Raw genomic sequence first — 14,773 nt, 5'->3', positions numbered from 1 at the left:
GCTTCACACTTTTCCTGGAATTGCTTTGATCAACGGCCGGCGCAATCCGGCGTCGCGCCCGGCGATCAGCCAATAGATCAGGCCGGCCACGAGGCCGCCGCCGGCGATGATGCCCATGTCGGCCCAGCGTTCCGGATCATCGGCGGCGCCCGGCCAGATCAGCATGAAACCGGCTGCCGCAGCTGCGGCGCCGAACAGCATATGCAGCCAGAAGCTTCGCAGCGAAAAGAACTCGGCGACCATTGCAAAGACCAGCGTCTGCATCGCCGTCAGGACGATCGTCAGAAAGTAGATGAACATGCCGAGCGGCGGCACCACCAGCGCGGCGACCGGCGTGAACGCCATAAGCTCGAAGTACCCCGGAGCATTGGGCAGCGAACTCAATATCGCGTAGATCACCACCACGGCGATCAACCCGACCAGCACCGCGACCAGATAGCCGACAAGCACCATCAGGATGCGCTTCAGGACGTAGCCGATCATTGCCATGCACCCCCGTGCCCGCAATCATGGCGGGCAGTCAGCCACCAAAGTTGTGACGATGCAAGGATGGTCCGTCGCGCTGGCTCCGCGCGGCGCCAAGGTCTTCAGGCGCCACCACATAGATGCTGGGAGTCGGGCAGGGCCCATGTGCCTTTAGCCGCGAGGTCGACGGCGTAGTAGACCATGCCGCGCAGATCGTCTTTCGGACAGTCGCGCGGGATCGCGATCAGGCACATGACGATCGGATCGCCGACCTTGGAACTCGCCAGCCCCGGTTCGCGGCCATAGGAGACCGCCGTGCCGCCGTTGGTAAATCGCGCCGCGCTGCCGGCTTCCGGGCTGGCGGTTTCCAGCGGGTCGTCGCCCAGCCTTGTCGTCAGCGCCGTGATATGGGTGAAGCCGCATTTTCCGATCGACACGGGCAGGGGCTGATCGACTGGTTTCGGCGTCCTTGCCGCAAAGTCGAGCGCCTTCTTGCCGATGAGCGCGATATTGTAGTCCTGCACCCATTGCGGCGCATTGCCGTAAGTCTGCAACGCATTGTTCTGGGCGCTGACGATGCAGGCTGCGTCCATCTTGCAGGCATTCCGGTCGGCGGCCAATCCCCTGGCGATCCTGCGTTTGTCGCCGCCGAAGGCGGGTTCGAAACCGGCATAGGCCTTGGTAACCAAAGCATCGATGGCCGACATTTGCGGGTCGGCGCAGATCGCCTTTTCGGCGGGCAACTGCGCCTTTCGGCAATCGAAGGACGGGCCGTCCGCGCGCGCCGGGATCGATGTCCCAAGCGCCGATGCGGCCACAAGCAAGGCGATTGCGCTGATGTGAAGCCGCATGTCTGTCGTCCGTCCGGCCTGTTTCGATGATCAAGTCTATGCCGAACGCAGGTCCTTCGGAATGGCGGAGGCAGGCAACAAGGCCTATTTGGGTTCACCGGTTACGGGATCGTAGGTGATTTGGACCTTGGCTTTGTCCGTCGTGTAGTAGGTGATGGTGTAGCCGTCACTATCCCATTCGACCTCCTTCACATAGCGGAAGTCGGTGCGGTGCTCGACCTTGGCGACGACCTCCGAGAGCTTCTTGGCATTTTGCGGCGGCACTGGCTGGTCGTCCGCCGCAAAGGCTTGTCCACTGATAAGCAGGAAAGCGATACCGGTTGCTGAAACAACAGTGCGCATGAGAGCCCTCAAATCTCGTCGGCGTCAGTGCCGTCAGAAACTCGCACGCAGGCGGGTTGGTTCCGCAGCGCTGCAATAACGGACTTTTGCAGCGCATGCCTCGATGAAGCCGGTTCTTGCCGGCAGGAGCCGGCCAATGTTGGCTGGCGGAGAAAACATAATAATTTCAACTGGTAAAGTCGCGCTTCGGATGTGCCTCCTGATGTAACGAACGACTAACCATGCGCCGGAGGGTGAATTCGCCATATTAGCTGTTCGTGGTAGAGCTTTCGCCAAGACCCTGATAGAATTCTGGTCATAACAGGGTGGCAACAGTGCGCCGGGCCTGCCGAGGATTTCCGTCGGCAGCCGGCGACGCGTTTCTTTGAGCGCAGGTCGCCTGTTCTGGACTGCAGTGGGACTGGGGGCTCAATCATGGCTGAACGGAACTATACCCGTCAGCTTGCGACAATCATTTCAATCGACGCCGTTGGATTCTCGAGGCTTATGGGCATCGACGACGAGTTGGCTGTTGCCGCCTTCGAGGAACGGCGCGACATCATCGCCGACAGTTGCGGCGCATTTGGCGGACGCACGTTCGGCGATGCCGGCGACAGCATCATGGCCGAATTCGGCAATCCAATCGAAGCCTTGCGGGCAGCCTTCGATTTCCAGGCCCGGGTCGTGGCGCTGAATGCCGCCGTCGCCGAGGACATGCGCATGCCTTTTCGCGCCGGGATCAACACCGGCGACGTCATCGTCCGGGAGGGCCGTCTCTATGGTGACGACGTGAATATCGCGGCCAGGCTTCAGGAATTCGCGCCGCATGACGGCGTCGCCATCTCGGCGACGACGTGGCATCACGTGAGGGACAAGACGGCGGCCGTCTTCACCGATCTCGGCGAGTTCAGCCTGAAGAACATCGCCCTGCCGGTGCGGGTCCTGATCGCCGGTCGCGGCGGCAACGGCCCTGCCGCGACGGCTTCCTTTGCTTCCATTCCCGCCACGCCCGGTCATTCCAGGCCGATCGCCAAGGGCCCCCCGGCAATCGCCGTGCTGCCGTTCCAGGGCAACGGCAGCGAACCCGATGTCGGCTACATGGCCGACGGTATCGCCGAGGACATCATCTACGGTCTTTCCAACACGCGCTGGCTTTCGGTCATCGCCAAGGGCTCGAGCTTCCAGTTTCGCGACGACAGCCTCGGCACAAGGCTCATCGGCAACGCGCTGGGCGCCCGTTACATCGTCAGCGGCACGTTGGCGCGCTCCAACAGGCAGATCCGCCTCAATACGTCGCTCACCGATACCTCGAACGGGCGCCTGGTCTGGTCGCAACGCTTCGACCGCGACCTCGTCGACATCTTCAGCCTGCGCGACCAGATCGGCAGCGAGATCGTTTCCATCCTCGACAAGGAGGTCGACCGCGCCGAACAGGCGCGCACGTTTCAGGTGCCGTGGGAAAGCCTCGAGACCTGGCAACTGGTCAGGCGCGGCCGCTGGCACATGAACAGGCGGACACGTCGCGATACCGAAATCGCGCTCGACTTCTTCGACAAGGCCTACCAGGAAGATCCGAATTCGAGCGCCGTGCTCAACGAGCTCGCATGGTGGTATTTCTGGCGGGCCTGGCTGCGCTTCGGCGACAGCGACGATCTGGAGAAAGTCGAGACGCTTGCGCGCAAGGCGCTGCTGATGGACAGCCTCGATGCGCGTCCGCATGCCTATCTCGGCGCCGCCGACATCATGCGCGGCTTGCCGGCATTGGCAGCCGAGCATCTTGCCGAAGCGATCCACATCAATCCGAGCTTCGCCTTCGCCCGCTCGGCCATGGGCAGCGCGTATCTTTTGCTTGGCGATGCGACCGGCGCGATACCGTTCTTCCTCGACACCGAGCGGTTGAGCCCGTTCGACCTCTATCGCTTCCACAATCTGGGGGAACTGGCCGCGGCCTATTGCTTCGTCGAGGACTGGCAGGCCGCGATCGCCACCGCCGAGCGCTCGCTCAACCTGTCGCCGGGCTACTTTTACGCAAGATTCCTGAAGATAGGCGCCCTGATGAGAAGCGGTCGGCGCGACGAGGCGGCGCATGAACTCGCGATTTTCATGACCAGGCACCCCGATTTTTCCGAGCAGAGGATACGCTGGATACCGTTCGTGGACCCGGCCAAGAACAATTTCCTGATCGGCAATTTCGATCGGGCCAAGTCTGCCGCATGATCGCCGGGGCCGACAACAAATGACTGTGAACGAATTCACATACGCCGGACCGATGCAAACCTAGGCCAGACAATGCCGGCATCGCATTGACGTGGATAGCCGGGGGGCTTGAACGCGATGATCACTTTGAAGTACTTCGCCGCCGTCCGCGCCGCTCAGAAGAGCCAGCGTCCGCTCGCCGAAATGCCACCGTTCGACATCAACCGGCTGCGTTCCAAGAGCGGCTTTGCTTCCCGCATCGCCGGCTTTCTTCTGGGCGATCCGCGCTGGCTGCTGGCGCTGCTGCGCCGTTTCTGGCCGAATCTCGGCTTCGGCAATTTCCTGCTCGTCACCAAAGGCGCGGATGTTCGCGACATATTGGAGCGGGGCGACGAGTTCGAAACGCCTTACGGGCCGGAGATGGCCGAACTCGCCCGGGGTTCGAATTTCATTCTCGGCATGCAGGACGGCGCCGCGTACCGGCAGATGAAATCGGCGGTGCTGAGCGCGTTCCCGCCGGCGGAGGTCGAAGCCGCCGTCAGGCCGATCGCCGAGCGCCATTCGCACGATATCATGACCCGCGCCAGCCCCGGCTTCGATGCCATCGCCGGATTGATGAAGATCGTGCCGGTGCGCATCTGCCGCGATTATTTCGGCCTCGAGATCGACGACGAAACCGAGTTCGCCGACTGGTCGATCGCGCTCAGCGCGTTGTTCTTTTCCGATCCGACGGCAAGTCCCACCACGCGCCAGCTTGCCGTGGTCGGCGGCGATCGGCTGATCAAGGTCATAAACCGATCGATCGCCGCGGTCAGGGAGAGAGCGGGCAAAGACGACCGGCCGCTTGCCCGCCTCGTCGCGCTGATGGACCAAGGGCGCCTGTCGTTGCCCGACATTCATTCCATCATGCTCGGCATGGTCGCAGGCTTTGTGCCGACGAACGTGCTTGCCGGCAGCAATTGCCTGGATGTGATCCTGTCGCGATCCGATGCGCGGCAGGCCGTGGATGAGGCCATCGCGGCCGGCGACACCGGCAAGCTCGACCGGGCGATCATGGAAGCCATGCGGTTCAAGCCGATCTGGATCGGGCCCTGGCGCTATACCAGGCGTGACGCGGTCATCGGCAAGGGCACGCGCCGCGAGCGCCTGGTCAAGGCCGGAACGGTGGTCATGCCGGCGACGCTTTCAGCGATGTTCGATCCGGAGATCGTGCAGCGGCCGAACGAGTTCGACACGTCGCGCCCGCATCGCGACTACATGGTTTTCGGTTACGGCATCCATCTGTGCATCGGCGCCGAGATCGCCCGCATCCAGATCGGCGAATGCATCCGCGCGCTGTTCGGCAAACCGAAGCTCGCCCGCGCGCGGGGCAGGGCCGGCAAGATGGTCAATGTCGGCGCCTACCCGGCAAGCCTCAAGGTCGATTTCGAGCGCCCGCCGCTTTGCCGCACCGCCGACCAGTCGATGGTGACGGTTGTCTGCCCGATCACCCGCGCCATGCCGCTCGATGCGGTGCGCGACAAGGTCGCCGACCTCGGCAATCCCGCGATCGGCGAGATCAGCGCCGCACTCGACAAGGTCGCCACCATACATTTCACCAGCCTGGCCGTCGCGCCTACCGGCAGGGACGAAAAAAACGGGACCGAGACCGGCGCGCTGGTGTTCGAGATCTCCGGCGACGGCAGCACCGACGACGTCATTGCCGCTATTGCGCAATCGATCGGGCATCGGCTGCGGCCGATCTTCAGGGATGTCTGCGGCCTGCCGGACGGCGGCTCGCTGGAGGACTTCCTGAAGAAGAACCACATAGAAATTTCGCCGTCCTTCGGCAGCGCCGCGGGGCTGGTTTTTTCCGGCACGCCGGGACATTCCGTGCGGCGGATCCTGGCCGAGGCCAAGCTCGCCGATAGCGTGCGCGAGATCGCCGAAAAGCCGTGCGCGGGCGCCGGCAACGCGATGGACGTGCTGGCCGAAGCGCGCCGGCATGTCCGTTGCCTCGGGCAATTCGGCTGGGCGTTCGAGCCCGCCGAAAGCCTGCTGGAAAGGCCGCCCGGCCACTGGTCGCGTGCGCTGACGACGACGCTGCTGACGCCGGCGATGTTCGCCACGGTCGCGATTGTCGTTCTCGCCTTTTGGCGCATGACTTATGTGCTCGTGTTCGGGAACCCGCATGGCGTCACTATTGCCAACATCGCGATCGCCGGCGCCGCGCTTCTGCTTACGGTACTCGGTCTGCTGGCTATTCTGGCTCTGTTCGTGGGCCTTTGCTTCCTGGCGTTGCGGCGGCTCGAAGACAAGGACCGGCCGGCGAACACGCCGGTCGATATCGGCGCGCTGGAAAGGATCCTCGCCAATGAGGACCACTGCGCGCAGAACAACCTGACGGCGATCTCGACGATGAAGCCGGGGATCTTGCGGCGGCTGGCGCTAAGGCTCGCCTTCTACCTGATCTCGATATCGGCGCAGAAAGTGTTCAGGCCGGGCTTCCTCGCCACCATCAACACCATTCATTTCGCCCGCTGGGTGCTGCTGCCCGGCACCGACAGGCTGGTGTTCTTCTCCAATTACGGTGGCAGCTGGGAAAGTTATCTGGAGGATTTCATCGCCAAGGCCTCGGCCGGCCTGACCGGCGTGTGGAGCAACACCGAAGGCTATCCGCGCACGCGCTGGCTGTTCCTGGACGGCGCGCGCGACGGCGATCGTTTCAAGCGCTGGGCGCGGCGCCAGCAGGTGCCGACGCTGTTCTGGTACAGCGCCTATCCGCATCTCAACACACCGCGCATCCGCATCAACTCCAGGATCAGGCGCGGCATCGCATCCGCCACCGGAAACGAGGCGCGCGACTGGCTGAGCTTGTTCGGTTCGCTGCCGCGCCCGCAAGCACAGCCGGCGGACGCGACCAGCCTGCCTGAACTGCCGTCCGCGCCGCTCGAAGAGCTGGAATCGGGTGAAATCCAATCCATCTTCTTCGGACCGTTCGGCGCGCTCGGCCATGCGCACATGCTTGCGATCCAGGTGCCGGAAGGATTGCCGGCAACGAAGCGCAAGGCGTGGCTCGACTTCGTGACCGAAAAAACCAGCTTCGGCGACGGCGTACCTGCCGGCCGCGCCATGACCGTGGCGTTCGGCCCCAACGGACTGCGCCGGCTGGGGCTCGAGGGCGGCGTCGACGACGAGCCGTTGGACACGTTTCCTGTCGCCTTTCGGCAAGGCATGGGAACGCCCGAGCGCAGCCGCATCCTCAACGACACGGGTCCCGACGCCCCCGACAAATGGCAGTGGGGGTCGCCCGCCAATCCCGTCGACGTCGTCATCGTCTGCTATGCCGGGACGCCGGCCGCGTTGAAGGCGGAGATCGCGGCCATGAAGCGACAGACGACAGGCGCGGGGATGGCCGTGGCCGCCGAACTGCCGCTTATGGTGCGGCGCGACGGCAAACGGGCCGTCGAGCATTTCGGCTTCGTCGACGGCATCTCGCAACCGATCGTTCGGGGCACGTCGCGCGCCGCCAAGGGAGCCGCGCCGATGCATTTGCTGGCACCGGGCGAGTTCCTGTTCGGCTACCGCGACGAGCACGGCTTCTACCCGGCTTCGCCGTCGGTGGACGCGGCGCTGGACCGAACCGGCATCCTGTCGCAGGTGCGGCGCAACCGTCAGATACTGGGGCAGCCGCCTCCGCCGCGCGATTTCGGCCGCAACGGCACCTTCCTCGTCCTGCGCCAGTTCGAGCAGCATGTCGAACTGTTCGACGATTATTGCAGGAAGGCCGCGACACAGGCAGCAAATGAGACTGGCGACGCCGCCATCACACCGCATTGGGTGGCGGCAAAGATGCTCGGTCGCTGGCAGGACGGAAGCTCTCTGGTGCGCAATCCGAACGGACGTCCGGGCCGCGGCATCGACAATGATTTCGCGCTCGGCGCCGAGGATCCGCAGGGGCATGCCTGTCCGCTCGGCTCCCACATACGCCGTTCCAATCCGCGCGATTCGCTCGGCGAGGACCGCGAGACGCAGATCAGAATCGGCAAGCGCCATCGCATCCTGCGCGTCGGCCGCACCTACGAGAAGAAGGACAGGGGCGGGAAGACGGAGAAGGGCCTGCTCTTCATGTGCCTCAACGCCGATATCGAACGCCAATATGAATTCATCCAGCAGACCTGGGTCTCGTCCAATTCGTTCCAGGGCCTGGTCGGCGAGACGGATCCGACGATTGGCGCGCGGGGCGGCGGCGGCCGGTTCTCGATCCCATCCTGGGAAAAGGTCACGGTGCTCAAGGATGTGCCGCAGTTCGTCACCACGAAAGGCGGCGGCTATTTCTTCATGCCGAGCCGGTCGGCGCTGCGCTATCTGATCTCGCGGCTCTGACCGGGTGCGCTGAAAGCAGTTCGGAGCAATGGCGAAGCTGCCGAGCGGACTATGGCGAAGGCGCTGAGCTCGCTACGGCGACGGCGAAGTCGCCGAGCCTGCTCAGTCGTCGTCCTGCGATTCGGCGATCTGGTTCAGCGCGGCGGCGTTGGTGATGCGCAGGCCGCCGCGCTTGATGGCGATCATCTGCCGGCTGCGCCAGTCGTTCAGCGTCTTGTTGACGGATTCGCGCGTCGCCCCGAGGAATTCGCCGAGCTCCGACTGCGAAATCGGAATCCAGCCGGCAGCGTCTGCCATCACCCCACTCAGGAACACGAGCCGCTTTGCCAGCCTGGCCTCGATACCGAAAAAGGCCTGGTCGCCCAGCTCGCCGCTGACCCAGCGCAGCCGCGTGCAAAGCAATTCGATCATCGCGCGGGCCAGGGGCGGGTTTTTCTCAATGCGGTCAAAGAGTTGTGTCCGGCTTAGAGAAACCAGCTCGCATGCCGTAAGGCAGATGGCGGTCGCCGTGCGCGGGCGCCCATCCAGGGCTCCGATCTCGCCCACGAGGCTGCGCGACAGCTCGATATTGGCCACCAGCTTTTGCCCACCGGGCGAATAGAGCGAAATCTCGACGGTGCCGCTCATCACGCCGTAGATGCGGTCGGAAGCGTCCTCCTGGACGAATAAATGCTGGCCGGCGGCATAGCGCTCAAGCTTGCAGCCGCCGAACAACAGGTCGAAGTGGCGCGGGTCGATGCGCGCCAGGCGCGGCAGGTTCCTGTCGTCCGCGCCGTTTGTAGCCATGATACGATTCCGCCTCTCGTTAGACGGAAATTGTAGGATAAGTGCGTGCTCGATCAAAGCGTCGTCTCCTTCTGTGGTGGCTGACCGAAATCGGCAGTGGCGGACAGACGTTTCATGTCACGCGTCACACGCCGAAATTGGATAAGCCGGCAAACTGTAAGGAGACCGGGCGCACTGGCGGTTGCGGGCCGATCTTGGAAACGCCATCCGCGCGCTTGGGTGGGAGGTGCCCATGCGCGCAGACGGCAAACCTGAAAATGGCTAGGTGATCGAAATTTCTCCTCGAGAACCGCATCCATATCGCAGTCCGGCAGCAGCTTCGGACGCCGTAGTCAGCTCGGGCCGTCGATGCCGCCGTTACAACATCTGAGCGCAAGCCCTGTTCGGCGTATGTGAAGGCGCTCACAGATATACGCATCGGGCGGACTGATGGTTATTTTAGAAGTGTATGGTCTTTGCTTTGCAATCGGCATGATTGCCTAGTCGGCAAAGAGATCAACCGAAGTATGGCTGGAACCTTGTCTTGACTACAGGTGACGGTCGGCGTCATGGTTCACTTTGGGGGGCAGGCCATGGCAGCCGCGAAGGGATTCCTTGTAAAGGTTCGCGGCGACGGCGCGGGGCTCTCGGTCCAAGGCGGGCCGCCCCGGATTGGCGGCATCGAAGCCGAGCCGATCCTCTCTCTGCCTGCCGACGTGAGCGCCGGCACGGCCGCGGCCGGGGATCGCGGCGCCACCTGGTTTCGGTTGGCCACGGACGCCGCCGATACACATAACCCCTGGGATCATGCCCACGATCTTGTCGCCCGGAACCCGGCGCTGGCGGCCGCGGGCGCCGAGGTGCTCGCAATCGAGCCCGATATCGTGCAGCAGTGGGATTATAAGGACAGCGGCGGCGATCGCGGCATGGCGGCAAGCGCAGCTCCGGTCTGTGCATTCGACGATCAGGACCCGCAGGGCGGACAGGCGGTGGTCGCGGGGCGCGTCGCCTGGAATGCCGCGCCGGACTTCAGCCAGTTCGCGGCGGCGCGCGAGAAGGTAGGCGCCAAGCAGGCCAACATCACCATCGCCCATCTCGATACCGGTTTCGATCCACGCCATCAGACCATTCCGGCCGCGCTTCTTGCAGCGCAGCAGCGCAATTTCGTCGATGATGGGACGGGTCCGAACAACGCGGCCGATCACGCTCCGGCCGGCACGCTGACCAGCAATCGCGGCCATGGAACCGGCACGCTCAGCCTGCTTGCCGGCAACAAGCTCGACGGCTCCTCGCCGCACTGGCCAGGCTTCAACGATTTCATCGGCGGCGCGCCACTGGCGAAAATCCTGCCGGTGCGCATCGCCGACTGGGTGGTGCGGCTGACCACCGGCACCATGGTGCAAGGCATCGACTTTGCGCGCAAGCAGGGAGCGCAGGTGTTGTCGATGAGCATGGGCGGCCTCGCCTCGCAGGCGCTGGTCGACGCCGTCAATCTTGCCTACGATCACGGTGTGGTCATGGTCACGGCGGCCGGCAACAATTTCACCATCACGCCGCGCAGCATCGTCTATCCGGCACGCTACAACCGGGTGCTTGCGGCCTGCGGCGTGATGGGCGACGGGCGCGCCTATGCCGGGCTCTCGTTCGGCACCATGCAAGGCAATTACGGGCCGCCGTCGAAGATGGATACGGCGCTCGGCGCCTACACGCCGAATGTGCCCTGGGCCGAGATCGATTGTCGCAAGGTGGTCGACATGGATGGCAGCGGCACCTCCGCCGCCACCCCGCAGGTCGCGGCCGCGGCCGCTCTCTGGTTAGCCGAGCACTGGGACGTGGTGAAGAATTATCCTCAGCCCTGGATGCGTGTCGAAGCCGTACGCAAGGCGTTGTTCGCGAAAGCCCTGAAATCGACGGCCAAGATGAACGCGGCGGAGACGAAGGAGAAGATCGGGCAGGGCGTCTTGCGGGCCTTCGATGCGCTGGGCTTCCCGCCGCCGGCGGCGAACAGCCTGACCAAGCTCGCTCGAGCCACCTACACGTGGAGCTGGCTGGACCTTTTGACCGGAGGGAATTCGTTGGCGGCGCAACCGCCGGCGACGCTGCGGCAGCGGAGGATGTTTGCGCTGGAACTGACGCAGATGGCGCAAGCCACGGCGGCAATCGACCAGGCGATCGCCGACCCGGATGGCGATCCGGACGAGGTTTCGGCGGCGGCCCGCAACCGCTACCTGGAGGCGGCGCTCGACCAGGGCAACCCATCGAAGCCGTTGAAGGCCTTTCTGGAAGGATGGCTGGGCCGGCCAAGCGCCAGCGTCGCGGCTCCGGCGCCGGTCGTGGGCCCGGCACCGGCCATCAGGCGCAAGCCGCGGCCGCTGCCGCCGCCGCAACGGCGGCTGCGCATCTACGCGCTCGACCCGTCGGTCGCCAAGCGACTGGATTCGGTTTCGGTCTACCAGGCGACGCTTTCGGTGCCGTGGGACGACGAGCCTGCGACTGACAGGCCGCTGCTGCCCGGTCCGATCGGCGAATATCTCGAGGTGGTCGATGTCGACCCCGCGTCCGACCGCGTCTACGACCCGGTCGACCTCAACGACAAGGTCCTTCTGGCGCAGGACGGCCTGCCGCCTTCGGAGGGCAATCCGAAATTCCACCAGCAGATGGTCTATGCGGTGGCCATGACCACGATCGGGCATTTCGAGCGCGCTCTTGGCCGGCGGGCGTTGTGGGCGCCGCACTACGCCGAGGCTCCCGGCCGCACCGGTGACATGACTGTGAAGGCGCATTACGTGCCGCGCCTGCGCATCTATCCGCATGCGTTGCGTGCCGAGAATGCCTATTACAGCCCGGAAAAGAAGGCGCTGCTGTTCGGCTATTTCCCGGCGACCAGCAATCAGGGCGACGTCACCACGCCCGGAACGACGGTGTTCTCGTGCCTGTCCAGCGACATCGTCGCGCATGAGATGTCGCACGCATTGCTCGACGGGCTGCACCGCCGCTTCCAGGAAGCATCCAACCCGGACGTGCCGGCCTTCCATGAGGCCTTTGCCGATATCGTCGCGCTGTTCCAGCATTTCACGCTGAAGGAACTGGTCGGCTTCGAGATCGGCAAGGCGAGGGGCGAATTGTCGGCCGCCTCGCTGCTTTCCGGTATTGCCAAGCAGTTCGGCGAAGGCAGCGGCCGGGCCGGGCCGTTGCGCGAATATGGCGGCGCCGGCATGGCCGACCTCGACTACGACAAGACTTTCGAGGCGCATGACCGGGGCTCGATCCTGGTTTTCGCTGTCTACCAGGCCTTTCTTGCCATCGCCGACCGGCGGACCGACGACCTGATCCAGCTTGCCACCGGCGGGTCCGGCATCCTGCCGGCGGGCACCTTGCATCCGAGCCTGGTCGAGCGCCTCACCGACGAGGTTGCCAAGACCGCCACGCAGATGCTGACCATGTGCATCCGCGCGCTCGACTATTGCCCTTCCGTCGACATCAGCTTCGGCGAATATCTGCGCGCCCTGATCACCGCCGACCGCGACGCCTACCCTGACGATCCGCTGCACTATCGCCTGGCCTTCCTGGAATCCTTCCGCAAGTGGAAGCTGTTGCCGCGCGACGTTCGCACCATCTCGGAGGAGACGCTCGCCTGGAGCGCGCCGGAGGATCCGTCGCCGGTCTGGCTGAAGGGCCTACTCGGCAAGATCGACCTCGGCTGGAACCAGAAATTGAAGCGGGCCGATATCTTCGCGCTCAACGACAAGAACCGCTATGCGCTGTGGAAGGCGATGCACAAGGCCTTCGCCTCCGATCCGGACCTCTACAAGCAGTTCGGCCTGCTGCCCGACCTGCCGCGCTACAATGACGACGGCACGGTCATGCACCCGCCGAAGAAAGGTGAGACGACGTTCGACATCTACAGTGTGCGCCCGACGCGCCGCGTCGAGCCGGACGGCTCGTTCCGCGTCGAGGTGGTGGTGGTCATCCAGCAGCGCATTCCGGTTGCGCTGGACGGCACGGCGATGCCGCAAGGCATGGCCAAGGGCGAAGGCTTCTTCTGGTTCCGCGGCGGCGCCACGATCATCATCGATCCGCGCGAGGGTTTCGAGGAAATCCGCTACTCGATCATCAAGAACACCGGCAGCGCGGACCGGCAGAAGCGTCAGGCCGGGACGATGGCGGCCAATTATCTGTCGCCGCTGCGAGCGCTCTATTTTGGCGGCGAAGTGTCGGAGCCCTTTGCCTTGCTGCATGCCAGCGACGGAGACGACGACCATGTCTAGAAAGCCGGCGGCAAGAACTAGGCCGGCAAAAGCGGCTCCCGCGGCGACGCCGGCATCGGGCATCACCGTCAGGCATTACTGCCAGGGCATCGGCGACTGCCACTTGCTGACGTTCAAGAAGCCTGACGGTAAGCCGTTCCGCATTCTCATCGATTGCGGCATTCATGTTTCGATCAAGGGTGGCCCGGCGCTGGTCGCCGACATCGTCGCCGACCTCAAGAAGGAGACCGGCGGCAAGATCGACATCCTCGTCGTCACGCACGAACACTGGGACCATGTCTCCGGCTTCCTGACCGCGAAGGACCTCTTCAAGGATTTAGTCGTCGGCGATGTCTGGATGGCTTGGACCGAAAATCCCGCGGACGGCGAGGCCGCGGAACTCGACAAGTTCAAGGGCCAGGCGCTGGCGGCCCTGCAAGGCGTGGGCCAGAAGCTCGACGGAATGCAGGGGCTCAGTTCTTACATGGCCGGCGTGCGCGACGGCTTGCAATCCGTGCTCGGCTTCCAGTTCGGCGCCGCCGGCGAGCGGGTGCGCTCGGCCCGCGACGCAGCGGCAAAGCTGTCGCAAAAACCGTCGCCGACCTATTTCGAGCCCGGCGGACCGCCGGTGACGATCGACGCATTGCCCAACCTGCGCGTTTATGTGCTCGGCCCGCCGCGCGACAAGGCGGCGCTTCGCCTGGATGAAAAGGCGAGCGAGATGTTCCCGCTGGCCAGCGGTGGCCCGTACGCGCGGGCGCTGGCGAGCGGTCTCAAGATGAACGAGGCGGCCGATGCCGGTTACGTCGACGAGCTCAGTCCGTTCGAGCGCAATGTCGGCACGCCGCTTTCCGCGGCGCTCGCCGGCGACAAGGGCAGCGACCCGGCCATCGACATCGCCGCCTTTGTCCGCAAGCATTACTCCGGACCAGTCTCGGCCGCGGCATCCATGGAAGACCGCGACCAGTCCTGGCGGCGCATCGACGCCGACTGGATGGGGATCGCCGCCGACCTGGCCTTGCAGCTCGACCGCGGCGTCAACAACACCAGCCTGGTGCTGGCCTTCGAGTTCATCGACAGCGGCCGGGTGTTGCTGTTCCCCGGCGACGCCCAGATCGGCAACTGGCTAAGCTGGAAGGACCTGAAATGGCCGGTGGGGCAGAGCACCGTCACATCGGCCGATCTTCTGGCGCGCACCGTCTATCTCAAGGTCGCCCATCACGGCAGCCAGAACGCCACGCCGCAGAAACAGGGCTTCGATCTGCTGACGAGCTCGGACCTGTCGGCCTTCATCCCGACCAACAAGGTCGACGCGCTGAACGTGCACTGGGGCGAGATGCCCTATGACGGCATCCTGACCGCGCTCGAGACAAAGACAAAGGGCCGCGTCATCCGTGCCGATGATCCATGGCTGGCGGACAAGAATGGAAAGCCGGTCTTTGCCGCGCCGTCCGGTTCGATCCAGGCGGTGCGCAGCGCGCCGCGCGATGCCGCGCGGGGACCGGGCGGACTGTGGGTGGAAGTGGATCTGGTCTAGGACCACCGGAGCGCCGCCGCGGCAGG

General features: G+C 64.5%; 8 protein-coding genes. 4 read left to right on the top strand and 4 right to left on the bottom strand.

Translation table 11 applies throughout. The annotated features are described in order from the left end of the window. Positions 1-3 precede the first annotated feature (3 nt). From FJ425_RS00475 to FJ425_RS00465, 3 genes are all read right to left on the bottom strand, one after another. Positions 4-489, bottom strand: a complete 486-nt coding sequence (locus FJ425_RS00475) for a hypothetical protein (RefSeq protein ID WP_140628096.1) — start codon at positions 487-489, stop codon at positions 4-6. A 98-nt stretch (positions 490-587) separates the two neighbouring features. Beyond that, positions 588-1,316 (bottom strand): lysozyme inhibitor LprI family protein, encoded by a 729-nt coding sequence (locus tag FJ425_RS00470; protein WP_246673192.1) that lies wholly within the window; start codon positions 1,314-1,316, stop codon positions 588-590. 84 nt (positions 1,317-1,400) lie between these two features. Beyond that, the gene (locus FJ425_RS00465; protein ID WP_140628100.1) at positions 1,401-1,658 is read right to left on the bottom strand and encodes a PepSY domain-containing protein; all 258 of its coding nucleotides are present in this window, start codon (positions 1,656-1,658) and stop codon (positions 1,401-1,403) included. Between the two features lie 414 nt (positions 1,659-2,072). On the opposite strand from FJ425_RS00465, the gene FJ425_RS00460 reads away from it, so the two are divergent. Both FJ425_RS00460 and FJ425_RS00455 read left to right on the top strand, forming a co-directional pair. Further along, entirely contained in the window at positions 2,073-3,854 is a 1,782-nt protein-coding gene (locus tag FJ425_RS00460) for an adenylate/guanylate cyclase domain-containing protein (protein ID WP_140542454.1), read from the top strand. A 117-nt stretch (positions 3,855-3,971) separates the two neighbouring features. Continuing rightward, positions 3,972-8,198, top strand: a complete 4,227-nt coding sequence (locus tag FJ425_RS00455) for a cytochrome P450 (protein ID WP_140628103.1) — start codon at positions 3,972-3,974, stop codon at positions 8,196-8,198. A gap of 102 nt (positions 8,199-8,300) precedes the next feature. Here the strand turns inward: FJ425_RS00455 and FJ425_RS00450 are convergent, their stop codons facing one another. Next, positions 8,301-8,984 carry a Crp/Fnr family transcriptional regulator gene (locus FJ425_RS00450; RefSeq protein WP_140628245.1) on the bottom strand — a complete coding sequence of 228 codons (684 nt, stop codon included), beginning with the start codon at positions 8,982-8,984 and terminating at the stop codon, positions 8,301-8,303. A gap of 572 nt (positions 8,985-9,556) precedes the next feature. On the opposite strand from FJ425_RS00450, the gene FJ425_RS00445 reads away from it, so the two are divergent. After that, complete coding sequence (locus FJ425_RS00445; protein WP_140720935.1) at positions 9,557-13,231, top strand: S8 family serine peptidase; 3,675 nt, start codon at positions 9,557-9,559, stop codon at positions 13,229-13,231. Then, a complete protein-coding gene (locus tag FJ425_RS00440; RefSeq protein ID WP_181175734.1) occupies positions 13,224-14,747 on the top strand; it encodes an MBL fold metallo-hydrolase in 1,524 nt (507 codons plus the stop codon). Before FJ425_RS00445 ends, FJ425_RS00440 begins: the two co-directional genes overlap by 8 nt. The last annotated feature ends 26 nt before the right edge of the window (positions 14,748-14,773 follow it).

The organism is Mesorhizobium sp. B2-7-2 (assembly GCF_006440775.1).
In the GTDB taxonomy this organism is placed as follows: Bacteria; Pseudomonadota; Alphaproteobacteria; order Rhizobiales; family Rhizobiaceae; genus Mesorhizobium.
The sequence above is the reverse complement of the archived record's forward strand: the minus strand, read 5'-3'. Positions and strand labels throughout refer to the sequence as shown.

Excerpts from the sequence above, each read along its gene's own strand:
- FJ425_RS00475 (WP_140628096.1), bottom strand. The coding sequence starts at position 489 with ATGGCAATGATCGGCTACGTCCTGAAGCGCATCCTGATGGTGCTTGTC.
- FJ425_RS00470 (WP_246673192.1), bottom strand. The coding sequence starts at position 1,316 with ATGCGGCTTCACATCAGCGCAATCGCCTTGCTTGTGGCCGCATCGGCG.
- FJ425_RS00465 (WP_140628100.1), bottom strand. The coding sequence starts at position 1,658 with ATGCGCACTGTTGTTTCAGCAACCGGTATCGCTTTCCTGCTTATCAGT.
- FJ425_RS00460 (WP_140542454.1), top strand. The coding sequence starts at position 2,073 with ATGGCTGAACGGAACTATACCCGTCAGCTTGCGACAATCATTTCAATC.
- FJ425_RS00455 (WP_140628103.1), top strand. The coding sequence starts at position 3,972 with ATGATCACTTTGAAGTACTTCGCCGCCGTCCGCGCCGCTCAGAAGAGC.
- FJ425_RS00450 (WP_140628245.1), bottom strand. The coding sequence starts at position 8,984 with ATGGCTACAAACGGCGCGGACGACAGGAACCTGCCGCGCCTGGCGCGC.
- FJ425_RS00445 (WP_140720935.1), top strand. The coding sequence starts at position 9,557 with ATGGCAGCCGCGAAGGGATTCCTTGTAAAGGTTCGCGGCGACGGCGCG.
- FJ425_RS00440 (WP_181175734.1), top strand. The coding sequence starts at position 13,224 with ATGTCTAGAAAGCCGGCGGCAAGAACTAGGCCGGCAAAAGCGGCTCCC.